The following is a 26802-nucleotide window of genomic DNA, read 5'->3' on the forward strand; positions in this document are numbered from 1 at the left end:
GAGATACAGGTTCACATCCAGCGTTATGCGGGGTCAAGCACCACTATCAGGTCGTTTCCTGCTACGGGGGTCGGCGTAGGCAGTACCACCCGTGAGACAGTACCGGCCACCGGAGCGGTGATGCCTGCTTCCATCTTCATGGCTTCGATAGTAGCCACAGTGTCCCCCACCGCTACGGTCTCGCCTTCTTCGACCGTGACGGTCACAGTGCCCGAAAACGGTGCCGGGACGTGACCCTGGTGCGAAGCATCTGCCTTTTCAGCTTCATGAACGCTGGACTCTACGGAACGGTCACGAACATCTACCTGGCGCTGTTGTCCATTTAATGTCACCATGACGGTTCGCATGCCCTTCTCATCGGCTTCTGACACCGCTTGGAGGGTGGTCAGCAACCGCACGCCCTTGCCTAGCGAGATCACGTGCTCGTGGCCTTCGACCATCCCATAGAGGAAGTCTCGGGTATGAAGCACCGAGGTGTCGCCATACTGCCGAACATGTTCCTCATACTCGGCTGTCGGTCCAGGGAAGAGCAAGTGGTTCAAGGTTCTGCGCCGTGTCTCACCAGCATCAGCGAGTTTGGCAGCGTCTTCTTCAGAGACATCTTCAATCTCGATTCCGGTGGCATTCCGGCCTTCTAGGGCCTTGGTTCGGAACGGTTCCGGCCAGCCACCTGGAGGGTCCCCGAGTTGTCCGGAGAGAAACGCAATCACCGAATCCGGAATGTCGTAGTTCCCTGGATTTTCTTCGAAATCTGCTGGATCTGCATCAGCGGAAACCAGCGCTAGTGCCAGATCTCCCACAACTTTCGACGACGGGGTGACCTTGACGATGTCGCCCAGAATGTCGTTGGCAGCCTCGTACATGTTTTCGATATCTTCGAATCGTTCCCCCACGCCCAGTGCAATCGCCTGCTGGCGAAGGTTGGAGAGTTGTCCGCCTGGAATCTCATGGGCATAGATGCGCCCCGTTGGTGCTGGAAGACCTGATTCGAAGGGTGAGTAAATCTCACGCACCGATTCCCAGTAGGGCTCCATTTCAGCAACATGGGCGAGGTCCAAGCCTGTCTCACGTTCGGTATTGTCCGTGGCTGCGACCAACGCAGACATCGATACCTGCGAAGTGGTGCCCGCCAAAGCAGCACTAGCTGTATCAACGGCGTCAACGCCTGCAGCGGAGGCGGCTATCAACGTTGCTAGCTGGCCACCGGAGGTATCGTGCGTGTGCAGATGGACCGGCAGATCAAAGTTTTCGCGCAGTGCGCTGACGAGCTTCGTCGCCGCAGCGGGACGAAGAAGTCCTGCCATATCCTTGATCGCAAGAACGTGTGCACCAGCCTTGACCATTTCATCGGCCAGGCCAAGGTAATAGTCAAGGGTGTATAGCTGCTCCTGGGGATCCAGCAAATTGCCGGTGTAGCACAGCGCTGCTTCAGCAACTGATGCGGTGTTCTCACGCACGGCTGTGATAGCCGGGATGATCTGATTGACATCGTTCAACGCATCAAAAATACGGAAGATGTCGACCCCGGTTTGCGCTGCTTCCTCGACGAATGCCTCAGTTACGCGTTGTGGATACGGTGTGTAACCAACGGTGTTGCGCCCCCGCAACAACATCTGTAGCGGGATGTTTGGCATCTCTTCGCGGAAACGCGCGAGACGATCCCACGGGTCTTCAGAAAGGAATCGCAGGGCGACGTCATAGGTAGCTCCGCCCCAGACCTCTGCGGATACCAAATTCGGCAATAAGTGCGAGACTGCCGGAGCCGCGGCAAGCATGTCCCTGGTACGAATCCGGGTAGCCAGCAGTGACTGGTGTGCATCGCGGAACGTGGTGTCGGTAACCCCGAGTCCCTCATGGTCCCGTAGTGCTTGGGCAAAGCCTTCGGGCCCCTTTTCAAGGAGAAGGTCACGCCATCCGGTAGGTGGGGCAACCTTCGAGGGGCCATCAAACGGGCTCCGATCAGGTTCATCAGACTTATCGCCAGGAAAATCTGGCAATTTTTTACGCGGATCCATACCTTCGATCCGTGGACCGTATGGAGGGTTGACCGTGACATCTGCCAGGTACGATAACGCTCGTGAGCCTCGGTCCTGTGAACGGTTAATTTGCGTCAGGTACGGATTCTTATCAATAAAGTCTGTGGCAACGTCGCCATCGATGAATTGCTGGTTGTCAAAGACATTGAGCAGGAATGGAATGTTTGTAGCCACGCCGCGGACTCTGAATTCAGCAAGGGCTCTCCGAGCTCGACGCTGAGCTGTTAAGAAATCGCGACCACGTGCTGACATTTTGACCAGCATGGAGTCAAAGTGCGGGGAAATTTCGGCGCCCGTGTAGATCGTCCCGCCATCTAGTCGAATGCCCGAACCACCTGCAGAACGGTACGCCGTGATTTTTCCAGTATCCGGACGGAAATCGTTGGCTGGGTCTTCTGTGGTGATGCGACACTGAATAGCTGAACCGCGTACGAAGAGCTCTTCTTGACGAATATCGAGATCCGCGAAGGTTGCCCCTGCCGCAATACGAAGCTGTGCGCCCACCAAGTCAACGTCTGTAATCTCTTCGGTAATGGTGTGCTCAACCTGGATGCGAGGGTTCATCTCAATGAACACGTGCTCTCCTGCACGCTCCCCTTCGGTATCAACCAAGAATTCGACAGTACCGGCGTTGCGATAGTTCATTGCCTTGGCAAATTTCACAGCATCATCATAGAGTCGCTGACGCAGTTCATCATCAATGTTTGGTGCCGGGGCAATCTCAATGACTTTTTGGTGCCGACGTTGCATCGAGCAATCGCGCTCGAACAGGTGCACGACATCGCCGTTACTGTCAGCTAAGACCTGGACCTCTATGTGTCGAGGGCGCAATACTGCTTGCTCAAGAAAAGCCGTTGGGTCACCGAAAGCTGTATCTGCTTCGTGCATCGCTGCTTTCAAAGCTTCAGGCAGATCTTGTGCTTTCTCGACGCGTCGCATACCGCGGCCACCGCCACCGGCAACGGCCTTAACAAATAATGGGAACCCAATGTCATCCCCTTGCGCAATGAGCTCGTCTTCATTGTCCGACGGTTCCGTAGACTTCAGCACCGGTACACCAGCGGCTTCAGCGGCACGTAGCGAGGCAACCTTATTGCCTGTTTGCTCCAGAACATCCGCAGGCGGCCCCACAAACGTCAGTCCGTTAGCTTCAGCCTTCCTGGCTAACTCTGAATTCTCAGAAAGAAACCCATAGCCTGGATAGATGGCGTCAACGCCTGCTTCCAAAGCAACATTGATGATGCTATCCACATCGAGGTAGGCCCGCACAGGGTGGCCTTCTTCACCAATCCGGTATGCTTCGTCAGCTTTTTGTCGGTGAATGGAATTACGGTCCTCATAAGGAAAGACCGCTACGGTCTTTGCACCGAGTTCGTGACACGCGCGGAATGCACGGACAGCGATCTCGCCTCGGTTAGCAACCAGGACTTTATTAAACATTCGTTCCCCACCGTTGCTTGCGGCCGAGTTAGCTTGAGTATCAGCCAAGGTACCTCCATGATGTTGGTGCTGCTGTCACGATTGGCAACAGACGCTCAGGTATGTTCCACGATATCGTTCGTGTATACATTGAACACATGTGATACTACCCACGTCGGGGGCCTTTGCAAAAATTGTGTACGGGAAGGGGACGCACACCGACGCAACCTATTCACTTGTTAGAATGTGTTATCGACCAAATCTTCTATTTCATAACTAAGGTGCAATCGTAGTGCAGGTTATTTCTATTTCGAGCCTTAAGGGCGGCGTTGGTAAGACTTCTATAACGCTAGGTTTGGCATCTGCTGCCTGGGCAGCCGGCATTTCTACACTGGTCATTGATCTTGACCCGCACGCTGATACAACAACTGGTCTAGGCATCAAACATGACCAGCCCGGAAGCGACATTGGAACAATGTTGCGGAAGCCAAAACACCACAATATTGCAGAGCACGCCGTGCCCTCTGGATGGGTCCCAGCTGCCCATCAAGACGGCACCCGGCCGGGTACGCTACACGTCGCTCGCGGTTCCGCGAAGACATCCATGTTTGAGAAAGTATCTACACGACGCCGAGAATTAAACCGCCTTTCGACGTTGTTAGACACCGCAGACGAGTACGATCTCGTACTCGTTGACTGCCCTCCGGCGCTAAATGGCATCACACGGATGGCTTGGGCCGCTTCAACCGCAGTACTACTAGTGGCTGAACCGAGTTTATTCTCGGTTGCTGGAACCGAACGCACGTTCCGTGCTCTGGACTTATTCCAACGGGAGTACGCTCCCAAACTTAAGACCTCCGCCGTTGTAGTGAATAGGGTTCGTGCAGCATCGACCGAGCATAAATATCGCCTGTCTGAAATGCGCCGAATGTTCGGCAATCGGCTGCTGGACACGCAAGTGCCTGAAACCTCTAATTGGCAACAAATGCAGGGCGCAGCCTGGCCAGTACATGCTTGGCCAGGCGATACCGCCCACACTGCGGCGCGCACTTTCGACCACCTGCTCGAGAGCCTGTACGATGCCAAACAACCCCCTCGAAGGGCCCGACGAAGTTAATATTCTCAAGCAATACATTATATGTGGCGCAAATAACAAAAACCCGGTTATGTATACATAACCGGGTTTTTCATGGTTTATTGACTATTTGTGCACAGCCGCCGTTAGGAAGCTGTCTTGCGGCGAGCATCACGGCGAAGCGCGAGTTCATCGCCAGGAAAGTCCTCTTCCGTTGTCTGGCCATCGGCGAGACGCTCCGCTGGAAGTTCAGACAAGGTACCTTCGACTTCACGCCATACACGACCCACGGCGATACCGTACACACCCTGGCCGCCCTGGACAAGATCAATGACCTCATCAGCTGAGGTACATTCATAAACTGATGCGCCATCAGACATTAACGTGATTTGTGCCAGGTCCTCCACACCGCGCTCACGGAGGTGTTCAACTGCGGTGCGAATCTGTTGCAGCGACACTCCAGTGTCGAGCAGACGTTTTACAACCTTCAGCACGAGAACATCGCGGAATGAATAGAGCCGGTGCGTACCCGAGCCCTCAGCGCCACGTAGTGACGGCACAACCAGACCGGTACGCGCCCAGTAGTCAAGCTGACGGTAGGTGATTCCTGCTGCCTTCGAGGCGGTAGGACCGCGGTAACCGTGGTCGTTATTTAGCCAGGGTGCGTCGTCGCTAAACAGTACGCCCTGGTTGCCAGAGTCCAAATTCTGGCTCTGCCCTGAATCACTGGTGTGAGACACTAGGGGTTCCTCCTGCTGATCTGTTCCACCCGGGGAAGTTTTGTAAGCACATCACCCTTCACCGAATCACTTCCGGCTACTAAATAATGGTCTCACATATACTGTGGAACTTATAGTGCTCCACGCTATTCTGCGAATTGACCCGGGTCAAAGACCACGGTGGAATATTCAGTTCGTGTCGGAACTATTTTTCCGATGATCCGGGGTCGTCGTTGTCTTCGGTCCCATTATCAGGGTCGTCATCTTCAAACGGTGGCGGTGTTTGCTGCTGTTCTCCCGACTTCAAGAAATCTTCTGGACTAAGATCCTTCAGGAATTCCCGAAAATCGTCGAGACTTTCTTCGGTAACCTCAGGCTGTGTCTCTGGGGTTTCGATATTCAGCTCTGCTGCAATATCGCCTTCGGTCAGGTCTATACCAGCGGAATCAAGAACATCTTCACTGGCATACACAGAGACTCCGGCAAATAGCGCAGCAGCTACAGCATCTGATGCCCGAGCGTCCACAGCCTTGCCGGATGCCAACATAAGCTCGGCATAGAACACCTCATCATCAACTTTAGCGATTCGCACTGCCTCAATTGGGTCTCCGGCCGTCTCAAGAGCCTCCACAAGGAGTTGGTGTGTCGTTGGACGAGGAGTATCGACACCTTGTTGCGCCAGGCCTATAGCGGTGCCCTCTGACGGTCCTATCCACAGTCTCAATAAACGCTGGGAATCTTGATGCAACAGCAACAGGATGGGTTGATTGCCGGGGAGGACGATCCGAATTTCAAGGACCTTCATTACTATGTCGGCCATGGCGAAGCTCCTTATCTTAGTGTTGCCTAAAGCGAGACGAGGCTAATCGTCCATATCTGCAATTTCAGCACTCACTACCCCAGCATGCAAGCTCAAACAGGCCTGAGTGATTTCTCGTGCCGCTTCTGTAACGCGCTCTTTGGAGACGCCACCATTGTTTTGGGCAATCCCTGAGGTAGCTTGTTCAACCATCCCCAGTTCACGGTCTGCCGCGATACGGAATGGTCGAAGGTGCCGTGCCTCGAATCCGAATCCAGTGAGCGTGACGGCCGCCCTGGCGACCTTGAGGCTGTGGTCGTCGTATCGGCCCGTCTCATCGGCCCAGACGAGACGGTAGGCTTCCAGCGTCTTCATCAAGTCGTCTGACGCCCCTGACATTCCCTGCAGTTCAGCGCGAGACATCGGCCGAATGTGTCCAGTCAATTCTTGCGCCAGCTGTTGCGATACTGAACGGGGCTCGAGCCTCAATCCACCAGGCAGTGATTCCGGGCGCTTTCCAGCATCTATGGCATCAAGATAATCCTTAATGACTTTTAACGGCAAAAACTGATCTCGCTGGAGTGCCAAGATAAAACGCAGTCGATCAACGTCTACCTGTGTGTATTTGCGGTAGCCCGCCGCTGTTCGCGCAGGTGTCAACAGTCCGCGCTCTTCGAGAAAACGCACCTTCGAAGCTCTCACCTCAGGGAATTCTGAGTTGATATGTTCTAACACTTCGCCGATCGTTAGAAGCGTTTGCGAACGTTTAGCTATAGCAGAGGCGACCGGGCGTGGTTTTGGGGAAGCGGACAATTGGTTCAGACCTTTTCAACAAGTAGGACCAGGTACAGCACGTCACCGGTCACCGAACCGACGACGAATGACCGAGATTTTAAGCGTGTGTTTGCTGCGTTCCTGCATAATACGACAGACGGAATTTCCCAATCTGAAGTTCCATACCTGTACGCAACTCAAGTGAGTCCACCCGATCGTTATTAATATAAGTACCGTTTAGTGATCCTGTATCGACGACCTTGAACCCGCCTGAGTGACGCTCAAATGTTGCGTGTTGACGAGAAACGGTCACGTCGTCCAAGAAAATGTCAGCATCCGGATGACGACCAACGGAGACTTTGTCTTGGTCGAGCAAGAAACGAGCTCCGCGGTTAGGACCTTCATGTGCCACAAGCAGCGCGGAACCTACCGGCAATGCTTCCACGGTCGCGCGCTCTTCTGGCTGCAGGTGAAGGTCTTTAAGGGGTTCAAGCTTCGGCAACCCTACGGTTGTTGGCTCAATATCAGAATGATCTTCTGAGTTACCAGGAACGGGGTTATCTGTTGTCATGCTTGAGCGCTCCTTGTAGTGCATAATTTAGCTGGCGACCCGGGTCCATGAGTCGCCCTGACTCACATAGTTTAGCTGATCGGTGCTTTGAATTCACTGCCTGGGGAAAACTAAATCGCGGCGAATGAGCTTGTCACCTTGAATTTTCAACTTCAGTATGCTTGCAGGAAAATCTTCTTTCGGATTATGTTGTTTTACCTGGCACATATTATCGATGTAGTACGCAAGAAGATGTGCATGATGTTGAAAAAGAAAACATCCTTGGCTCTATAAGAATCCAAGGATGTGCTGGTCGGGCTGACAGGATTTGAACCTGCGACCCCATCTCCCCCAGAGATGTGCGCTACCAAGCTGCGCCACAGCCCGTTCCAGTGCTCAAATTCAAGCGCTGGGATACTCGGGTTACTATACACGATGCCAAGTGAAAGTCCGAATTTCACCATTTCGTTGAATGCCTTCATGTCACAGTGAACGTTTTAGACTACAACCCATGACTACTCTTCCTTCCAACACTGAGCACATTGCGTATGCTCGATCCTTGATCCGGACCATCGAAAACTATCCTCAACAGGGCGTCTCTTTTCGTGACATCACTCCCCTGTTGGCTGATGGCCAAGCGATGCGCACAGTAGCCGAGGCGCTCGTCTCGCAAGCTGGCACCTCATTCGATGTCGTAGCCGGCGTCGAAGCCCGAGGTTTTATTTTTGCTGGGGCAGCTGCCACGGTCGCCGGAACAGGAATGATCCCCCTCCGTAAACAAGGAAAATTGCCAAAACCCGCCCATCAGGTGTCGTTTGAGAAGGAATACGGCCACGATGTACTGGAAGTGTCCCCGGAACTCGAAGCGGGTATGCGTGTGCTTTTACTCGACGATATTTTGGCGACGGGCGGTACTCTGAAGGCAGGCGCAGAATTGGTGAAGCGGGCTGGCGCCGACGTCGTAAGCGTCGGAGTCGTCATGGAACTTCAAGGGCTTGAAGGTAGAGCAATGATGCCGCAGACCAAAGCGCTGTTTAGCTTATAGTCCACGGCATCGCGCGGTGAGAGGTATTTAACGACCGCGGCGTTCTCGAACTCGCATCGCAATCTCTATAGGGCTACCTTCGAATCCAAAGAACTGTCGCAACCGGTTGATAATAAACCGGCGGTACCCCGGATCCAGGAAACCAGTGGTAAACAGGATGAATTTGGGTGGCCGTGTAGACGATTGTGTTGCAAACAATATACGCGGCTGCTTTCCGCCACGTACGGGGTGCGGGTGTGCTGCCACAAGCTCACCAATAAACGAGTTCAATTTCCCAGTTGGAACACGACTTTCCCACGACTCCAAGGCAGTCTCCAATGCGGGGACTAGCCGGTTTTTATGCCAGCCGGTCTTGGCTGATACGTTGATCCGTGGTGCCCATGTGACGTGTTGCAGATCCAAGTCAATCTCACGTTCCAGGTCGACTCGACGGTCCTCGTTCATAAGGTCCCACTTATTGAATGCCAATATCATCGCACGTCCAGAGTCCAACACCATTTGAATGATACGGACGTCTTGCTCGCTAAGCGGTTGAGATGATTCCAGCAGGACAACCGCAACTTCAGAGCGGTCCAATGCGGCGCGAGTACGCAGCGAAGCATAATAGTCCGACCCCGACGCCATGTGTTGGCGTCGACGAATACCCGCCGTATCGATGAGCTCCCAAACGTCGCCGTCCAGCTCGACTAATTCATCAACGGGATCGCGAGTTGTTCCAGCGACATCATCCACAACGGCTCGTGACTCATTGGCGAGTGTATTGAGCAGTGAAGATTTGCCAACATTCGGGCGCCCGACGATGGCAACGCGACGTGGGCCGTGTGCGGTCAGAACGTCCTTATAGGCTGATTCGTCAGGTAATTCCTCGACCAACACATCAAGTAGATCCGCGGTGCCACGACCGTGTAAGCCGGAGACAGGGTACGGGTGCCCAAAACCGAGGCCCCAAAGCATCGAGGCGTCAGCTTCTTGTGACAAGCCATCGACCTTATTCGCTGCCAACAGGATGGGCTTGCCGGCCTTGCGCAACATCGTGACAATGGCCTCGTCCGTCGCGGTGATGCCCACTGTTGCATCGACAACAAAAATCACATGATCGGCTAGCTCAACTGCTCGTTCTGCTTGATCGGCTACTTTCGCGTCCAACCCCTTGACACCGTATTCCCAGCCACCGGTGTCAGCAATTGTAAAAACTTTGCCGTTCCATTCAGCTTCGTAGAAGACGCGGTCACGAGTGACTCCTGGAACGTCTTCAACTACCGCTTGACGACGACCAATAATGCGGTTCACCAGTGTGGACTTGCCTACATTGGGGCGACCCACTATTGCTACTACGGGTGGGATGAAGGAGCGTTCTTCATATTCTTCAGCAGCCTCGAAGCCGGATAGAACCTGGTGGTCGTCTTCTTCTAAATCATATTGTTGCAGGCCTGCTAGATAAGCTTCAGTGCGGGCCTGATGGTCTTGATCAGTCATCCGAGCCAGATCTTCATCGATCGTGTCGGCACTTGTTGGAATGTATTCTTCTTCAGTCATGATGCTTTCTTAGGATCCGTTCGTGTTAACTTGGCGTTGAATTTCTGCCAAGACGACGGTCACGGTGTCTTCGAGGGAAAGAATGGATGAGTCAATTTCAACGACACCTTCGGCAGGTGTCATGAAATCAACGAGCGCAGAGTCTTTTTCATCGCGGCCGATGACGTCTGATTCCACGTTGCCAGGATCCTGGTTAGTTTCACGTAATTGTTGGCCACGCCGTGCCATACGAACTTCCGGAGAGGCAGTCAGTAAGATGCGGGCTTCCGCATCGGGCGCAACAACTGTTGTGATGTCTCGACCTTCAACCACAATGCGCGGCCGAGACTGAATCGCTTGGCGTTGCAGCTCCACGAGGTGTTCACGAACTTCAGTTCGTGTTGAAAGTACTGACACATTTGAGGTCACTTCATCTGAACGTATTGCATCAGTGATGTCTTGCCCGTCTAATGCCAAAGTAAAATTGTGCGGATTCAAGTCTTGGGCTAACGGCATGGTGGTAATGAGCTCGGTGATCTGTTGAGTATCCACCGAGTCCGGCTGCGAAAGGTCCAAACCGTTTTTCATGCACCAAAGCGTGGCGGCACGGTAATTCGCTCCAGTATCGAGGTAACTAAGGTTTAATTCTTGGGCTATCCAGCGAGCGATCGTAGACTTCCCGGTGCCTGAGGGGCCATCGATAGCGATAACAAGTCGAGGTTGTGCTGACATTAGAGTACCTTCCATCCAAGATCGGTCAACGAATCGACCAAGTGCTGTTTCTGGCCCGGAACCACGGCGATCTCCAGCATACCGACTTGGTAGCCGGAGGAGTGCTCCATTCGTAAGTCTTCCACGTTCACCCCGACATCGGCTACCGCTTGGAGAGCCGACACGATCGAACCAGGAGCATCATCGACCAGGACTGTCACCAGGGCAAAGGACTCAGCTGGGCCACCGTGTTTACCGGGGATTCGTGCTTGTCCCCGGTTGCCCTCGTGCATCAGTTGAGCAACATCAAGACGTGAACCAGCGTCGAAAGGTTGGGATAAGGTGTGGATCAAACGGTCCAGGTCTTCTTTCATACCGTGAAGCTGTGGAAGAATTTGACTAGCATTCGCCGTCAGGATCTGTACCCACAAGCTCCCGTCTGAGGCGGCAATGCGCGTGGTGTCGCGTAGACCGTTACCTGCCAGCTGGAGCGCCTGGGCAGAAGTGTCCTGCAGCCGGGAAGCCAAGAGTGACGCTGCGATTTGTGGGAGGTGACTAATTTGTGCCACCGCACCATCATGTTCCTCTGCGGTCATGTGATAAATCGTAGCGCCTAGTAATCGCGCGACGTCAGAGGCTGTGTCGATGACGAACTGCGGTGTTTCGTCTCTCGGACACAGCACCCAGGGCGCAGCTGTAAACAGTTCTCCACGCGCTGCAACCGGGCCGGATCGTTCCCGGCCTGCCATGGGGTGAGTTCCGATATACCGCTTGGTATCATCCCCGTTGATGCGGCCTGCGTCAAAAGCTGCAGATAGCTCTTCTGCAATGGCGCCTTTCACCGAAGCGATATCCAACACCACGGCCTCCGGCCAACGTTGCAAGGCTTTGATAACTTCTTCGCCAGTAACGTCCGGGGGTGCCGCTACCACGACGGTTCCCGGTTGGTCCTGGTCGGTAAGCCCTCGCCCAGCACCAATGTCTTCGGCAACCGCTTGGGCCGAGGGCGACGGATCGCTGAGCAACACCTCGATCCCGGCGCTCCGCAGTCCCAATCCAATCGAAGCCCCCAGGAGGCCACTTCCAATGATCAACGTCGGCTGGTGAATCGAGTGCTGTTTTGAGATCGTTTCAGTGGCCGCCGCCAACGAGGCAGTATCGACAATTTCGGTGCGTGAGAACCGAGGTGTGGTCATAGTCCCACCGTTGCCATGAGGTGTCCAACTTCTTGAGAGTTCAATTGCCGGATAGAGCCTTGACGCTGGTCCCCCAAGGTAATTGGTCCATGTGCGATTCTTACGAGTCGCTGAACTGGATAGCCAACGGCTTTCATCAGGCGCCGGACCACGCGGTTTTGGCCACTATGAATGACAACTTCACACAAAATGTGTCCCGGTGTTGAGTCCACGAGGCGGAAGGAGTCAACCGATACGAGACCGTCTTCTTCCAGCTCGATTCCCGCACGAAGTTCTTCCCCCACTCCCCGACGCATTGGGCCTTTGACCTGTACTAAGTAAGTTTTGGGCACTTCATAACTGGGATGCGACAAACGGTTTGCAAGGTCTCCGTCATTGGTCAGCAAAAGCAGACCTTCGGTTTCATTATCCAAACGCCCGACGTGAAATAAGCGTGTGTCGGTGGTATCAACAAAGTCTGCAATAGAGGGTCTGCCCTTGGGATCCGACATAGTCGAAATCACACCGCGTGGCTTGTTGAAAGCGTAGTAAACAGCTTCTGGTTGCGTATTCACACGGATGCCGTCAACAAAAATGACGTCGTTATCCGGGTCTACTCGAGTGCCTAAGGCGGTAACAATGTCGTGATTGACTTCGACGCGACCTTCGCTGATGAGGTCTTCTGCGACGCGACGCGACGCGATGCCCGCAGCGGAGATGACTTTCTGAAGTCGTTCCCCTTGTGGCACATGGTGGCGGGACTTTTTGCCTTGGCCTTGCCCCTTTTTACGGTATTGGCTGCGATCAACCGGACCCAGATTGCGGTCGTAATCAGCACCGGAAAATGGGCCACCGCGACGACCAGACTTTGGTGTGCGACTGCGGTTTCCGGAGCCTCTCGGCTTGCGGGATGTCATAGTTATTCCTGACTTTCTGCCATTTTAGTGGCTTCGTCTACCCCCGGAAGTAACGGGGAAATCTTTGGTAGTTCCTCGATAGAGTTTAGTCCAAGGAGCTCGAGAAAATAATCCGTTGTACTATAGCGTACGGCACCGGTGAGCTCTTCTGTTCCGTCTTCAGCAATAAGCCCCCTGGTTAACAGCGTTTTAACGACAGAGTCTGAGTTTACGCCACGGATCTGTGCGACGCGTGACCGTGTGGTGGGTTGCAGATACGCGATAACCGCTAGTGCTTCCAATCCTGCTTGGCTCAGTTTCTGCGTTGCCCCCTGAATCATGAAGGCTGTAATCGCTTCCGCATGTTCAGATCGAGTATACAGCCGCCAGCCCCCAGCCACATGACGAAGTTGAAATCCACGCTGGACTCCGGATCCGTCGCCATCATAATCACGCTGAATCGCCTTGAGCGTTGCCTCGAGTATTTCGGGAGTTTGGCCTGTGGCCTTGGTCAACTGACCCAATGTGAGGGGCTCATCAGTCACCATGAGCAACGCTTCCAGTTGACTAAATAATTCTGTTTGATATCGTTCTTGATTCACGAGGCCTCTTGCCAGTACACGGTAATTTCTCCCAGTGCTACCGCTTGATGCCATTCAATCAGTTTGTCGCGGTACATCGTTAGCAGTCCTAAGAGCCGGACAACCACAACCATCGTGGTGGAGGCGTCCTCTACCAGTTCAGTAAATGTCAGGATGCCCGCTTCTTGGATCCTCCTGGTCATTATCGTGACTTGTTCTGTAATCGATACCACCGGAGCATGAAGGTGTTGAGTCCCTACTTGTTCTGGCTCTTCAACGAATTTCTCAAACAGATCATGTGCCAGGTCGGCAAAATCTTTCGAGCTGAGATCAAACACGAGCGTCGGCAGCAGATTTGCGTATTGAGGTTCCGGACCGGCCTGCCGAGCCACCATGGATCCTTGAGTCTCAATGCGTTCCCGAATCATGTCGGCCGCTTGCTTGAAGGCGCGATATTGCAACAAACGTGCGAATAGTAAATCCCGTTCCTCGAGCAGTGCCATCTCTTCTTGAGCATCACTGACCCCGGATGGCAGCAGGCGAGCAGTCTTAAGCTCGAGCAACGTTGCCGCTACCACCATAAATGCCGTTGAGTTTTCTAAAACTTCCTCTGTGGTGTCCAGCGTCGCGATATACGCCAAAAACTCATCAGTTACTTCGGCTAGGGCAATCTCGGTGACATCCATGCGACGTCGGGCAATCAGCGATAATAACAGGTCGAAGGGACCAGAAAAGTTAGTGAGCGCTAGTTCAAAGCCGACATGTTCGTCTGAGTAGTCCTCATCGAATGTTGGCGTTGAGGGTTGGCTCACGGCGCTCCGCCGCGACTCACAAGCTCACGGGCCAGTTGCCGATAATTCTTAGCACCAGCATGCCGGGGGGCAAACGCGGTAATGGGTTCAGCCGCCACGGTGGCGTCTGCAAACTTGATTGAACGGTTAATAACCGTTTCAAAGACTTTGTCACCAAAGGCTTCTACAAGACGTCCGATGACCTCTTTGGAATGTAATGTTCTTGCATCAACCATGGTGGCAAGCACACCATCAATGACGAGATCAGGGTTAATTCGGTCCTGAACTTTCTCAATGGTTTCCACTAGTAATGCGACAGCACGTAGCGCGAAGAACTCGGCGGTCAGCGGGATAATCACACCGTGTGCTGCGGCGAGCGCATTGACGGTGAGCAAGCCAAGAGACGGCTGACAATCGATGATGATGACATCGTAGTCATTCATGACTGGGCGCAGCGCACGTGCGAGAACCTGTTCACGGGCAACTTCATTCACCAGTTGAACTTCTGCAGCAGACAAATCGATATTTGCTGGCAGAAGATCAATGTTGGCGTCTTCTGTTTTGAGAATGGCTTCGGAGACATGAACGTCCCGTTCCATCAGCACGTTGTAAATGGTCAGATCCATTTCATGTGGGTTCGTCCCGAAACCTGCAGACAAAGCGCCCTGCGGGTCAAAATCGACCATGAGTACTTTTCGGCCGTAGTCAGCCAGTGCCGCTCCAATGTTAACGGAAGAGGTGGTTTTACCGACGCCACCTTTTTGATTAACCAGGGCAATAATGCGGGCGGGCCCGTGAGAATCCAAAGCCTGAGGTACGGGGAATTCGTGTTTTGGCCGTCCTGTTGGACCGATCACGGGTTCTCCGTTGATCATCATCACAGGGCGTGGTTGTTGGCTGGCGTCATTCACGATGCTTGAAACTCCTGACCGCTACGTAAATTGGGGGCGCATTCCTCTTAGTGTGATAGAAAATAGACTTTTTTCAATTCACTTCCAGTCTATGACGCAATTCCTATATGCCCGGACAAATGGCGTATTTTCTCGGCGAGCCTTAAAGCTTAAAGTCAAACCTGAAGGTCTCATGCACTGTTCGCACGCGGGTGTGCGGATGCAAATACTTCTCGAAGTGTATCAGCGGTAACCTGCGTATAGATCTGTGTTGTGGTCACCGAGGCATGGCCCAAGAGCTCTTGGACAACTCTGACATCCGCACCGCCTTGAAGTAAATGGGTAGCAAATGAGTGGCGAAGCGTATGAGGAGAAATTTCAGCGGTAATCTCAGCGGTCTCAGCCGCATGCTTAATTACATTCCAACCTGTCTGCCGTGAGATGCGACTTCCGAAACGGTTCAAGAACAAACCCGGTGACCCTTTGCCTCCGGATGCCAGCTGTGGTCTCCCCCGTATCAGATAAGCATGGACGGCATCGACGGCGTATGAGCCCAACGGAACGACGCGTTCTTTCGAACCTTTGCCGAACAGTCTCACCACGGTTGCCTTATCTTGTTCGAGACTGACGACGTCGTCTACATCGAGTCCAATAGCTTCGGTGATGCGAGCGCCCGTGGCGTACAGCAGTTCCATGAGAGCTCGGTCCCGCAATCCTTGCGCGGTCTCCGGAGAGGGGGTAGTAAGCAGTCGCGTAACGTCTTCGATCGACAACCCTTCCGGGAGGTATAGCCCGGTTTTAGGTGGTTTTATGTCGGCTGCTGGGTTTACCTCGGTAGTGTTTTCTAGGAACATGAATCGGTGCCATCCACGAGCTGCAATCAGAGTTCGATTGATAGAGCTATCAGCAAGCTGCCCCATATGATGGCTACCTGAGCTGAGTGCTTGGAGAAATCCTGTGACGTGGTGCGCGCTGATATTGTTGACGTCGGAGACACGCTCTTGCGCCAGGTAAGTCAGATAACGTTTAAGGTCGCGTCTATACGCTGCCATGGTGTTGTCCGAAAGGCCTCGCTCGATCGTCAGGTGATTGAGATAGACGTTGACCTGATCTTGCAACTGCACTGGAATGTCGATGTCTATTGGGGACATGAGTTATCTAAAGGGCGCATCGACTGGGCGCGCAGGCTGACCGCGTTGCGCCACTAGGTGGGCTGCCATGATTCCCGCGACAGCATTGGCATTTCGTATATCGCCGGCCAAGACAGCATCGAGAAGTTCTTCGAGAGGAACCCATCTCATGATCAGATGATGTTCTTCGGCTTCTCGGGTATGACGCTCACCCGTCGGGACTTGCCGGAGGTCTTGGGCCAGAAAAATTCTGATGGCTTCCGAAGACGAACCGCCGGACGGGTAGTGGTCTACCAGGACCGACCAATTATCAGCGATCAAATCGGCTTCTTCAGCTAGCTCACGGTGCGCGGCAGCGACGAGACTCTCTCCAGGGACATCGAGCAAACCAGCAGGTATTTCCCAGCAGTCTTGGCGTACTGGATGCCGATACTGGTTGACCATAGCGACTTGTCGCTGTTCATCAAGCGCGACTATGGCCACTGCGCCCGGGTGCCGTATGTATTCCCGAGTCATAGGCGTATCCGTTGGCTCAATGGTGAAAGTGTCACGCTGGATATCCCAGATTGCACCGCGATACACGGTTTGATGCTCATGGATGTCAACCGAGCGGTCATTATCTTGTATATGCAGTCCCCTCACCCGTGCGATGCCTCCAAAAGTTCACGAGCATGCTCACGAGCTGAACTTGAGTTAGCGTGGCCTGCCAACATCCGCGCTAATTCTGAAATTCGTTCTTCCCCTACGAGCTCACTCACATCCGAAGTGGTGAAGCCTGCTTCCACATCAGGGTCTTTATTGACTCGCAAGTGCTTGTTGGCATAGGCGGCCACTTGAGGCAAGTGTGTGACCACAATTACCTGCACCCGGGTAGCCAATCTCGCCAGCCGCCTGCCAATCTGTACAGCGGCTTCACCGCCGACCCCAGCATCGATTTCATCGAAAATAAACGTTGGCACGGGATCAGTATCGGCAAGGACAACTTCAAGAGCAAGCATGATGCGTGAGAGTTCACCACCAGACGCTCCTTTGCCCAGCGGACGAGGATCCGAACCCGGGTGGGGTTGCAAGAGCAGTGCGATGGAATCGAAGCCGTGGGGCCCTGGCGCAGCTGAGGGCTCTACAGCCACTGAAAATTGTGCCGTCGGCATGAGTAAACCATGGAGTTCTTCGGTTACCTGCTCCCCCAGTTTGACCCCGCACTCTTGACGTAGTGCGGTAAGTTCGTTGCCTTGTTCGTTCAGGGTTTCGGTCAGGTGCTGTTGTTCTGCAGCAAGATATTCGATCCGATCCGTATCTCCGTGCAATTCGTCCAACCGTGGGCGTTGTTCTTCTGCCCAGGTCAAGACGTCAGCTAGATCAGGACCATAGAGCTTCTTCAATCGATTCAGCTCAGCCAGCCTCGATTGTGCCTGATTCAGCGCGTACGGGCCGTCTTCGGTAAGGCTCGACGCGAACTGCGAGATCTCCGCAGTAATATCAGCTAGCTCAATACCTAGTGTTGCCAGCCTATTGCGAATCGCTTCCAACTCTTCGAGTTCACCTGGCGTCTGGTCAATCGTCTGACGCGCCAATTCAACTAGCGACTCGGCACTCGGTGCGTCAAGGTCATTGTCGTCGCCGGAGAGTGCGGTGGTCGAAATGTGGGCGGCAGTGCGGAACTCTTCGGCTGATTCCAGACGCTTGATCTGTTCCTGGAGTTGAACATCTTCCTGGTCTTCTATATTCGCGTTGTCAATCTCTTCTAAACTCCGCTGAAGATTTTCAGCCTCCAACGCGCGCTCTTGAGCCTGATTTATGAGTTCTTGTAGTTCATTAGAGACACCCTGCAAAGTGTCGTATGTTTTTCGGTACCGTGTCAGCGCTGATGCCAGGGGCTTACCGCCGTAGGCATCCAAGGCACTTCGTTGAGCTGTAGTGGACTTCAAACGCAGCTGATCGGATTGTCCATGAATAGCAACTGCGTGCTCACCAATCTCAGCAAGCAGCGCTACGGGCACACCGCGACCTCCAGCTGTTGCTCTCGATCGGGTTCCTGACCCAGATGCCGTAATTGATCTGGTGACCACCAAATGACGGTTGTCGGCATCCTCATCTAATACTGCGCCAGCCTCCGCAGCTGCGGTAGCGGATTTATGATCTGGCCGCAGGATAAAACCAGCTTCAACGCTAGCTTTGCCATCTCCTGCGCGAATGGCGCCTGCATCCGCACGAGCACCCAGCAGCAGGTTCAACGCGGTCACCACCATGGTTTTACCCGCACCAGTTTCACCCGTAACCACAGTCAGGCCCGGATCGAGTTCAACCGTGGTTTCTTCGATGACGCCCAAGGAATTGATCGACAGGTGCTCTATCATTTAGTCGTTCCTCGGTTCCTCGTTATGTTCGTCAGTCGGTGGTGATGGCGAAAGCTGCACGATCTCTTGTTCATCTGCCTTTGTTATCACAGGGATTGGCGTCGTCACTGGTGGCACTACCCCAGGCCTAGGGGCCGTATGGTGGGGTTCCACGATGCGGATCCCGTGGGAGTCCGCGAGGGTCTGATGCCAGTTGTCCTGGTCACGACCAGCTAGTTTCCGTTTCTCCATCGCGGCGCGATCCTTGTCAGGGATACTGCCGCGCCAACCGTCGGTTGGCAAATCAAATTTTCGCACCAAACGTTCAGAGAACGGCGTTAACGCCAATCGCGCGAGCTTCACCGGGCTCGATGAACGGGTCACTTCGATACGGGCACCGGCCGGCAGATCGACCGTTCGGCGACCATCGCACCACAACACTCCGGCTTCATTCGTCCGCTGCAAAACGTCAACCGAGATCACTGACTCTGGCGACACCACCAGAGGCCGAGCAAATAACGCATGCGCTGAAAGGGGCACCATGAGCATGGCTTGAACTTCGGGCCATACAATCGGTCCTCCACCAGAAAAAGCATATGCGGTTGAGCCCGTTGGTGTAGCCATCACGACCCCATCGCAGCCAAAGGATGAAATGGGGCGATCATCGACACCCATGACGACTTCCAACATGCGTTCGCGATTAGATTTCTCAACAGATGCTTCATTCAGTGCCCAGGTATGGGCTACCAGGTGTTTACCCACCAACACTTTAACGTCGATGGCCATACGCTCTTCAACTTTATAGTCTTTATTCACGATGGAGGTGACTGCGCGCTCCAGATCTGCTTGCTCTGCTTCAGCGAGAAAACCAACGTGTCCGAGGTTGACGGCCATAAGTGGCAGATCGGACTCTCGAACCATCTCCGCGGCCCGCAATACTGAACCGTCCCCACCAAGTACCATGCCAAGTTCGACATCCTGAAGTGACGACTTCGTATCGATACTTTCTACGGTCAGCCCGTTGGCTGACAAAACCCCATTATGGATGGCCTCGTGTACAACAGCGGAATCGTGGGGCAGCATCACCGGGGTCAACCCAGCTCCACGCAGCAGCTCAATGGCATGCAGCGCAGATTGCATAGCCTCATGGCGCCCGGTGTGAGCCAAAATTAATATTCGCCGGCTCATCGATCTCCTTTGTTTGTACGTCTGCCTAACAATCCAATCTAGTCGGTCTATTCGATTTTGTTATCATGCCAGGCGCGATCTGGATAACTAGGTCCAGGTTCATCCGCCCACTGGACATGTTGAGTATCCAACCACTGTGTGGCCTCGGTCGACATGTATCCAGGCTGTCCATCGAAATCGTGACTTGCCCAAAAGAAATATTCTCTATTCCCGTCTTGCCCCGGCAGCGGGCTCGTGGCTACACCCCGGGGTGTTAGCCCCTGTTTTAGTGCCTCTTCAATCACGGTAGTGACAGCTTCTCGGCGTTGTTGTGGATCAACCACAACACCGGTCTTCGGTAAACGTGCCCTACCAATTTCAAATTGTGGCTTGACCATCAACACGAGTTGAGCACCGGGTAGGCACACATCCACGAGCGACCCGATGACGAGTTTCAGTGAAATGAACGACAGATCAGAAACAACGACATCCACTGGCCCTTCAATATCATCCGCTGCCAGATAGCGAACGTTGACGCCCTCCCGCACGTCGACCCGAGGATCGACGCGTAGTCGCTGGATGATCTGGTCATGGCCCACATCGACGGCTACCACCTCATGTGCGCCACGCTGGAGGAGCACGTCGGTGAACCCTCCGGTCGAAGCTCCCGCATCCAAACAACGCTTGCCAGCCACGTCTATGGTGTTGAACGTGTCTAGTGCACCAGCCAATTTGTGACCTGCCCGTGAAGCATATTGTGGACCAGCAACGGTCAGCCTAACCACATCTTGGTCGGATATTTTACTTGCTGGTTTGGTGACAGTGTGATCATTAACCATGACTTCTCCGGCTTGGATATGCCGAGCGGCTGCTGTTCGTGAAGTTGCCAATTGCCTGGCAACCAGCACTTGATCGAGGCGTTTCACGTTAGACGGCACCCGGCCCGTCTTCTTCAGGTGCATTGAGTAATTCAGTGAGCTGAGCAAGCACATGTTCATAGGTTGCGAGTTCTTCAGCGGGGCGCTGCTGGTCAACATGCTCTAGTTGCGCGAGTATTTCGGCGGCACGATACCTAGGCTCGGTCATCTCTCCCCCGGTAAGCGTCGAGAGGTTCTCGAAGTAAGGCTCCGAGGTTGGGCAGTACCCAGTCAGGGACCACCACATCCTGAAAGGTCGAAATATCGGCTCGCTGGTGAATACCGGTTTCGACTAAAGCGCCGTGGAAACCCGCGTTCAGGGCACCCAGCATATCTGTGTCCAACCGGTCGCCCACAACCAGCGGATTGATCATAGAGAAGCGCTCAGCCATGACGGTAAACATCACAGGGGCCGGTTTGCCGGCCGCAACTTCTGGACGAGTTCCTGTAGCTTGGGCGACAGCATTAACCATGGAACCGTTACCCGGTGCGACACCCTCGGTCAACGGGATCGTCAAATCGAGGTTGGACGCTAACCATCCCGCCCCGTTCTGGATAGCAAAACTTGCTTCGGCCAGATCATGCCAACCAAGCCCCGGGTTGAAACCTTGGACTACCACCTGCGGTTGATCTGCTGCAGTGCCGGTGACCGCATATCCCTCGGCTTCTATTTGCGCCGTCAGTTGTGGTGAACCGGTCACGAGGACCGGACCGGCGTCAGGGGAGTATTTGATGGTGAGCAGGCTAACTACTGCCTGAGCCGACGTCATCACGCCCTTGTCATCGACCGCTAGCCCCATGGAGTTCAGCCGCTCGGCGACCTCAGTGGCAGATTTCGAAGCGTTATTGGTGACAAATGCGACGGGAATGCCCTGACCGATCAAAGCGTTCAGCGTTGCCACCGCAGTATCAATACGGTGTGAACCAGCATAGACCACCCCATCTAGGTCACACAGAACGCCGTCGTATCCGTTAAAAAACGTGGTCACAGACTACTCATCGCCGCCTTTTGTTGCGGTCTGTGCTGAGGGGTCGCTTGGAGGCAGGATGTCACGGGCTCGCGCAGGCGGCGTGTCGTATTCGTCGTCTCCGAGATCCAGTATTTCAGGTTCGGGTTCAACGTTGAGGCCGAGTGCTCGTTCAGCTCGAGCAACCAAAATCGACCATTTCCGGGCCTCCTCTTGGCGTCCAGCAGCACGCAGGGCCTCCGCATACGCGCTAAACAGCCGCGGAGAATATGAGAAACCGCGTCGTGGATTCAGCTGAGGAATCTCAAGTGCCGCAACCGCAGATTTCGGATCATCATTATCCAGGTGAATGCCTGCAACAACAATGGCGAATTCAACTCGCGAGATCGCCGGTAGCTTGTCCAATGGTGCTTCCTGAACCAGCTGCAAGGCTTTATCGGTACGTCCAAGGGCACGCTCGGAATCGACCATCTCCGGCAAATGAGCATTGTCACCTGAGATACGACGGTACGTCCGAAACTCACGCAATGCCTCTGAAAACTTCCCAGCAGCATAGGCAGTCATCCCCGCAGCTTCTCGAACGACGCCAAGGCGGCCCCCTCGTCGAGAGGCCGCTAATGCATGGTCGAATGCCAGTTCAGGGTCATCCTCTAACAAGCGCAGAGCCATCACTAAGTGCTTCTGTACCCAAGGTCGGTTTTGTTCATCCAAAGTACCCAGCTCACGCTGCACGCTACGGTCCAACTCTTTACCCGTAACATCATCGTCAATATTCGGAGAACGGCCACGATCTGGCCGGTTCGCGGAACGCAGGTCCGCCGGATTGTGCTGTGGCGTGTTAATCGGAGCATCTTCGTCCGGATACGAACGCCCACCACGACCGCTGTTCACCTGACGTCCGCGCTGATCGTCTCGGCCTCTCCCGCCCCGACCGTGCTCTCTTTGTTTGCGGTCACGCGGTCCGCCCCGGCGATCAGAACGTGATGAATCGTCGCGACTCTTCGGTTGGTTTGCACTGCTATCTGTCAAAGCTAATAGGTCCTTGGGTCAATGTTGTGCCTGAAATACATGTCGCAGGCAGAAAACTTTCTTGTGACTATCCTACAACTGTTCAGGCGCTTACAGCGGGGATTTTCTCCCTATTAGCTCACCGGGCAAGGCACCCACGACTATTTACACTGCGACAGCATCTTTCCCAGCATCGGAACTGCACAAATCGCTGGCTTAGTGGTCTCCAGGGCGACAAAATCTGGGTCAGCGCCGCCCACGGGAAAACCTGACAGAATATGCGACGTCGCTTCAATACCATTAGGTGAAGCTGCTGGGAAACTTGGACTAGCAGTCATGATGATCTCCTCAAAGACCTTGAGTGCACGCGTGTGCATCGACTATTTCGGGTCTGTGGGAATCCCTGGCGCCTAGCAGGAGCTCAGACTTTATCTGCGGCCTTCGAATAACGTTTCGTCTAAAGAACCTGGTGCCCACCGATATAAAGTGACACTTTGGTCCTTCGCTTGGGAAACGTTATGAGCCGCGGGAATATTCTTTATAGGATTCCGAATCGCATGCTGCATCATCGAAGCATGCGATTAGAGACACTGTAGTGTACCTCACAATTTAAATCCAGGGTTTCGTCAATTTCTCACCCACTACTGCTCAATGCCGCTACACTTTCGCACTGTTATCGGTGTAGCGTGCTAATCTATCACCCTCGATTCATGTGGCCTTTGAGCCTTACCAGGCCAGTGCCGCTGCATGTGCTGTCGTCATCCACCCGATGATCGTCAGGCTGTGCATACGACGCGCTCGTACCCTTACCGGCCAATAGCATTCATGCTGTAATCCGCCGTCCTATATTTGCCAAGGAGTCCAATTAAACATGGCAACACCTAGCCCCGGCTATTCGATCATCGTAAAAGTTCAAGCCCCTTCGACCTTCACCGCAACCAGCGATCTCACAGCAGTAGTAGCCGAGGCCGGCGCAGCCATTACTGCACTAGATATCGTTGATGCCAGCCACGAAAGCAACATCATCAACCTGGCATGCAACACTCGCGGCAAAGAACACAGCCGGAAGGTCAAGGAGTCCATCGACGCTGTCGAAGGCTTCGAAGTTCTCAGCCTCTCGGATCGTACATTCCACATGCACCAAGGCGGAAAACTTCAGACAACTTCCAAGGTCAACGTACGCAATCGCGACGATCTTTCTCGGGCTTACACTCCAGGAGTAGCCCGCGTTTGCACCGCCATCGCTAAAGACATCAATCGCGCCCGCGAACTAACGATAAAACAGAACACCATTGCTGTCGTGACAGACGGTACTGCTGTACTGGGACTAGGTGACATTGGCCCAGAAGCCGCTATGCCTGTCATGGAAGGCAAGGCCGTCCTCTTCAAGCAATTCGCCAACGTCGACGCGTGGCCAGTCGCTTTGGACACAACTGATACCGAAGAAATCATCAGTATCGTCAAAGCGATCGCACCCGCCTACGGCGGCATTAACCTTGAAGATATATCCGCGCCACGTTGCTTTGAAATCGAAGCACGTCTTCGCGAAGAACTCGACATTCCAGTCTTCCACGATGATCAGCACGGTACCGCCATCGTCACGCAGGCAGCTCTTAACAACGCCTTGAAAGTTGTTGGCAAACAGCTTTCCGAGGTACGGATCGTCGTCTCGGGTGTTGGCGCAGCCGGACACGCAATCATCCGCTTGTTGAAGGCATCTGGTGCAGAACATATCTTGGCAGCAGGCCGCGACGGCGTACTGGAGCGAAATACCAACCAGCGTGACGAGCACCGCCAATGGTTGGCAGACAACACCAACGCTGAAGGCTTTACCGGCTCTCTAAAAGAGGCTCTCCATGGAGCCGACGTGTTCATAGGGGTCTCGGCTCCAAACTTGCTGGATGAAAATGACGTAGCAAATATGAATGACGACTCTATAATCTTCGCTATGGCCAACCCTGATCCAGAGATTCTACCAACCGAAGCTTCGAAACACGCTGCTGTTGTTGCTACAGGTCGCTCAGATTTCCCAAACCAAATCAACAATGTTCTGGCTTTTCCCGGCTTCTTCCGGGGCCTGTTAGATGCCGGCGCTTCGGACATTACTGAAGACATGCTGGTAGCGGCTGCTGATGCTATTTCTGCTTCGATCAGCGACGACGAACTGAACCCCAGCTACGTCATTCCTTCAGTGTTCAACGACAAGGTAGCTGGTGCAGTTGCCGAAGCAGTCGCAAACGTCGCAGAGCGAAATGGCATAACTCAACGAACCGCCACGAAGACTCCAGACGATATCGACTTCTAGAAACTCCACAATACAGTATTGGGTGGGACCGGTTACCGGTCCCACCCAATTTTTATGTCTCTGGATATGTCGAGCTAGGACGCGTTGTCCAACGCATCTTTCAACGCAGCCAACACAAGGTGAGCATTTGCTTCCGTCGCATTATGGCCCATCAAACCAATGCGCCAAATCTTTGCAGCGTACGCTCCGGTTCCAGCACCGATCTCTAGGTTGTATTTATCCAAGAGGTAATTTCGAACTGCAGCAGAATCTACGCCCTCTGGCACCTCGACCGTAGTCAACTGGGCTAACCGCGCGCCTTCTTCGGCAAACAGCTTTAGACCCATCTCTTCTAAACCATCCTGCATGGCTTTGCCAGCGGCCCTGTGACGCGCATAGACGTTATCTAGTCCCTCAGCCAAAATGCGTTGTAGACCTGCCTGAAGAGAAACAACCATACCTGTGGGTGCAGTGTGGTGGTAGGTCCGTTTGCCCCCCGGCTCCCCACTGGCATATCCGCCCAGCAGATTCAAATCCAAGTACCAATTGGCGGGTCTTTCGACACGACGTTCAAAAGCACGATCAGAAATACTAAAAGGCGCCAGCCCAGGCGCCACCCCTAGACATTTCTGCGACCCCGCATACGCTAAATCGACGCCCCAGTCGTCTAAGCTAATTTCCATGCCTCCAACGGAAGTGACGCAGTCTGCAAGCAATAAGGCATCACCTTTGTTCTCGCCAAGGGTTTTAATATCAGAGACGACACCTGTCGAAGTCTCGGCGTGTACAGCTGCGATTATATTGGGATTCGGGTGTGCTGTCACAACGCGCTCAACATCAATTGGAGTACCATACTCGTGCTCAACCACAATGACCTCTGCGCCGTGACGGGACGCAACTTCAGCCATACGTTCTCCAAATAGACCGTTCACCGCTACGACTACCACATCCGATGGCCGTACAGTGTTCACGAACGCTGCCTCCATACCGGCTGACCCAGTCGCAGAAAGCGGTAGCGTCCGCTGGTTCTGCGTTCCCCATACTTTGCGAAGCATCTCGCTGGTGTCATCCATCGCTGAGATGAACGCTGGGTCTAAGTGTCCCAACAAAGGCAAACTTAACGCCAAGTGTGCTTCTGGATAGGGATTGCACGGCCCCGGCCCGAACAATTGACGACCAACAATAGGACTTGAAAAAACTGAACTCTCTGTCATGTTGACTAAGTCTAATCTCTAACCGGGAAACCAAACATAGCCGACCAGCGCCAAATGAAACATCAGAGACGCGATCCCATAATCAAATAGTCTCGCCATTGGATTCTCTGATGGACCTTGTCCGATTATGCAGTGACCCGGCAATCCCCCTTGAACATCCAGCGGGCCGCGATACGGCAATGTTAATCATCCAAGGCACTAGTAGGTCTATTGTTTGGTGCAAGATTTCGATAAGCTACTTCAATAACAGCCGACGGGGCCTTGCTCCAGCGTCTTCTTCAAATTCTCATAGACGAAACTCGCAACTGTCAGAAGGAGAACGCCAAAGACATGCCTAACAACAACATCGACCTCACAAGTATAAATATTCCCGACGAACAGCAACGCCTCATGACAACTGCACGAACGGCCCATGCTCGCAGGGCAGGACGAACTCTCTATCATGGCGATGGTCTACGCCAAACAATGGTTGCGCTGCTGAACGGGACAGAACTTGCTGAGCATGAGAGTCCATTAGAAGCTTTCTTCCACGTCCTGCAAGGGGAAGTGGTCATTCATGGAGACAATCGCCAGTGGCAGATCGCAGCAGGTCAGCTGCTTCCTGTCCCTCCAGAGCGTCACTCGGTTACCGCACTCAAAGATAGCGTCATCACGCTGACCGTCCTCCGTGATGTCACGGTCTACCGCAGCTAGAAGCTTTCGACCAGGATACCGGGGAAACTTGACCCCAGCCGGAGGGCTCGGGGTTGGTGGGTTAAATGCGTGAAGGCCCCAACAAGACACTCCCTCTCTGCTTGGACCA

At 53.8% G+C, this 26802-nt stretch carries 26 protein-coding genes and 1 tRNA gene; 4 read left to right on the forward strand and 23 right to left on the reverse strand.

Annotated elements, in window-relative coordinates; all coding sequences use genetic code 11:
- Positions 1 to 23 precede the first annotated feature (23 nt).
- A complete protein-coding gene (locus L0H14_RS03530; RefSeq protein ID WP_301417618.1) occupies positions 24 to 3476 on the reverse strand; it encodes a pyruvate carboxylase in 3453 nt (1150 codons plus the stop codon).
- Positions 3477 to 3747: 271 nt separating this feature from the next.
- Here L0H14_RS03530 and L0H14_RS03535 point away from each other — a divergent pair, with 271 nt between their 5' ends.
- Entirely contained in the window at positions 3748 to 4572 is an 825-nt protein-coding gene (locus L0H14_RS03535; RefSeq protein WP_301417573.1) for a ParA family protein, read from the forward strand.
- A 104-nt stretch (positions 4573 to 4676) separates the two neighbouring features.
- Here L0H14_RS03535 and L0H14_RS03540 read toward each other — a convergent pair whose 3' ends face one another.
- The 5 genes from L0H14_RS03540 to L0H14_RS03560 all read right to left on the reverse strand — a co-directional run bounded on the left by L0H14_RS03540 (position 4677) and on the right by L0H14_RS03560 (position 7759).
- Positions 4677 to 5270, reverse strand: coding sequence for a MerR family transcriptional regulator (locus L0H14_RS03540; protein WP_301417575.1), 594 nt, complete (start codon positions 5268 to 5270; stop codon positions 4677 to 4679).
- A gap of 184 nt (positions 5271 to 5454) precedes the next feature.
- Positions 5455 to 6069: a bifunctional nuclease family protein gene (locus tag L0H14_RS03545; protein ID WP_301417577.1), complete on the reverse strand. Its 615-nt coding sequence runs from the start codon at positions 6067 to 6069 to the stop codon at positions 5455 to 5457.
- A gap of 42 nt (positions 6070 to 6111) precedes the next feature.
- Complete coding sequence (locus L0H14_RS03550) at positions 6112 to 6822, reverse strand: MerR family transcriptional regulator (protein WP_301417620.1); 711 nt, start codon at positions 6820 to 6822, stop codon at positions 6112 to 6114.
- Between the two features lie 118 nt (positions 6823 to 6940).
- On the reverse strand, positions 6941 to 7393 hold the full coding sequence (locus tag L0H14_RS03555; protein WP_301417579.1) for an FHA domain-containing protein: 453 nt from the start codon (positions 7391 to 7393) through the stop codon (positions 6941 to 6943).
- 289 nt (positions 7394 to 7682) lie between these two features.
- Positions 7683 to 7759: transfer RNA gene (locus L0H14_RS03560), tRNA-Pro, on the reverse strand.
- Positions 7760 to 7883: 124 nt separating this feature from the next.
- On the opposite strand from L0H14_RS03560, the gene L0H14_RS03565 reads away from it, so the two are divergent.
- Positions 7884 to 8417, forward strand: coding sequence for an adenine phosphoribosyltransferase (locus L0H14_RS03565; protein WP_301417581.1), 534 nt, complete (start codon positions 7884 to 7886; stop codon positions 8415 to 8417).
- 27 nt (positions 8418 to 8444) lie between these two features.
- On the opposite strand, the gene der is transcribed toward L0H14_RS03565, so the two are convergent.
- The 16 genes from der to L0H14_RS03645 all read right to left on the reverse strand — a co-directional run bounded on the left by der (position 8445) and on the right by L0H14_RS03645 (position 22840).
- Entirely contained in the window at positions 8445 to 9953 is a 1509-nt protein-coding gene (gene der / locus L0H14_RS03570; RefSeq protein ID WP_301417583.1) for a ribosome biogenesis GTPase Der, read from the reverse strand.
- Positions 9954 to 9962: 9 nt separating this feature from the next.
- Positions 9963 to 10664, reverse strand: a complete 702-nt coding sequence (gene cmk / locus L0H14_RS03575; RefSeq protein WP_301417585.1) for a (d)CMP kinase — start codon at positions 10662 to 10664, stop codon at positions 9963 to 9965.
- A complete protein-coding gene (locus tag L0H14_RS03580) occupies positions 10664 to 11839 on the reverse strand; it encodes a prephenate dehydrogenase (RefSeq protein WP_301417587.1) in 1176 nt (391 codons plus the stop codon). Before L0H14_RS03580 ends, cmk begins: the two co-directional genes overlap by 1 nt.
- Complete coding sequence (locus L0H14_RS03585) at positions 11836 to 12735, reverse strand: pseudouridine synthase (protein ID WP_336621684.1); 900 nt, start codon at positions 12733 to 12735, stop codon at positions 11836 to 11838. Before L0H14_RS03585 ends, L0H14_RS03580 begins: the two co-directional genes overlap by 4 nt.
- A 2-nt stretch (positions 12736 to 12737) precedes the next feature.
- Positions 12738 to 13316, reverse strand: coding sequence for an SMC-Scp complex subunit ScpB (gene scpB, locus L0H14_RS03590; RefSeq protein ID WP_301417590.1), 579 nt, complete (start codon positions 13314 to 13316; stop codon positions 12738 to 12740).
- Positions 13313 to 14107 carry a ScpA family protein gene (locus L0H14_RS03595; RefSeq protein ID WP_301417592.1) on the reverse strand — a complete coding sequence of 265 codons (795 nt, stop codon included), beginning with the start codon at positions 14105 to 14107 and terminating at the stop codon, positions 13313 to 13315. The genes scpB and L0H14_RS03595 overlap by 4 nt, the downstream gene beginning before the upstream one ends.
- The gene (locus L0H14_RS03600) at positions 14104 to 14964 is read right to left on the reverse strand and encodes a ParA family protein (protein WP_301417622.1); all 861 of its coding nucleotides are present in this window, start codon (positions 14962 to 14964) and stop codon (positions 14104 to 14106) included. The genes L0H14_RS03595 and L0H14_RS03600 overlap by 4 nt, the downstream gene beginning before the upstream one ends.
- A gap of 203 nt (positions 14965 to 15167) precedes the next feature.
- Complete coding sequence (gene xerD / locus L0H14_RS03605) at positions 15168 to 16127, reverse strand: site-specific tyrosine recombinase XerD (RefSeq protein ID WP_301417594.1); 960 nt, start codon at positions 16125 to 16127, stop codon at positions 15168 to 15170.
- A gap of 3 nt (positions 16128 to 16130) precedes the next feature.
- Complete coding sequence (locus L0H14_RS03610; protein ID WP_301417595.1) at positions 16131 to 16748, reverse strand: NUDIX hydrolase; 618 nt, start codon at positions 16746 to 16748, stop codon at positions 16131 to 16133.
- A complete protein-coding gene (gene recN, locus L0H14_RS03615) occupies positions 16745 to 18463 on the reverse strand; it encodes a DNA repair protein RecN (RefSeq protein ID WP_301417597.1) in 1719 nt (572 codons plus the stop codon). Before recN ends, L0H14_RS03610 begins: the two co-directional genes overlap by 4 nt.
- Positions 18464 to 19630: an NAD kinase gene (locus L0H14_RS03620; protein ID WP_301417599.1), complete on the reverse strand. Its 1167-nt coding sequence runs from the start codon at positions 19628 to 19630 to the stop codon at positions 18464 to 18466.
- Positions 19631 to 19677: 47 nt separating this feature from the next.
- Complete coding sequence (locus tag L0H14_RS03625; RefSeq protein WP_301417601.1) at positions 19678 to 20571, reverse strand: TlyA family RNA methyltransferase; 894 nt, start codon at positions 20569 to 20571, stop codon at positions 19678 to 19680.
- Complete coding sequence (locus tag L0H14_RS03630) at positions 20537 to 20695, reverse strand: hypothetical protein (protein WP_301417603.1); 159 nt, start codon at positions 20693 to 20695, stop codon at positions 20537 to 20539. Before L0H14_RS03630 ends, L0H14_RS03625 begins: the two co-directional genes overlap by 35 nt.
- Positions 20682 to 21515, reverse strand: a complete 834-nt coding sequence (locus L0H14_RS03635; RefSeq protein WP_301417605.1) for an HAD-IIA family hydrolase — start codon at positions 21513 to 21515, stop codon at positions 20682 to 20684. Before L0H14_RS03635 ends, L0H14_RS03630 begins: the two co-directional genes overlap by 14 nt.
- A gap of 3 nt (positions 21516 to 21518) precedes the next feature.
- On the reverse strand, positions 21519 to 22523 hold the full coding sequence (locus L0H14_RS03640; protein WP_301417607.1) for a M48 family metallopeptidase: 1005 nt from the start codon (positions 22521 to 22523) through the stop codon (positions 21519 to 21521).
- A gap of 140 nt (positions 22524 to 22663) precedes the next feature.
- Positions 22664 to 22840, reverse strand: a complete 177-nt coding sequence (locus L0H14_RS03645) for a hypothetical protein (RefSeq protein ID WP_301417609.1) — start codon at positions 22838 to 22840, stop codon at positions 22664 to 22666.
- 533 nt (positions 22841 to 23373) lie between these two features.
- Here L0H14_RS03645 and L0H14_RS03650 point away from each other — a divergent pair.
- Positions 23374 to 24807: an NAD-dependent malic enzyme gene (locus tag L0H14_RS03650; protein WP_301417611.1), complete on the forward strand. Its 1434-nt coding sequence runs from the start codon at positions 23374 to 23376 to the stop codon at positions 24805 to 24807.
- 74 nt (positions 24808 to 24881) lie between these two features.
- Here L0H14_RS03650 and L0H14_RS03655 read toward each other — a convergent pair whose 3' ends face one another.
- Positions 24882 to 26000, reverse strand: a complete 1119-nt coding sequence (locus tag L0H14_RS03655) for an alanine--glyoxylate aminotransferase family protein (RefSeq protein WP_301417613.1) — start codon at positions 25998 to 26000, stop codon at positions 24882 to 24884.
- A gap of 330 nt (positions 26001 to 26330) precedes the next feature.
- Here L0H14_RS03655 and L0H14_RS03660 point away from each other — a divergent pair, with 330 nt between their 5' ends.
- Positions 26331 to 26693, forward strand: coding sequence for a cupin domain-containing protein (locus tag L0H14_RS03660; protein ID WP_301417615.1), 363 nt, complete (start codon positions 26331 to 26333; stop codon positions 26691 to 26693).
- Positions 26694 to 26802 lie beyond the last annotated feature (109 nt).

It is taken from the genome of Yaniella sp. (genome assembly GCF_030453185.1).
Classification (GTDB): Bacteria; Actinomycetota; Actinomycetes; order Actinomycetales; family Micrococcaceae; genus Yaniella.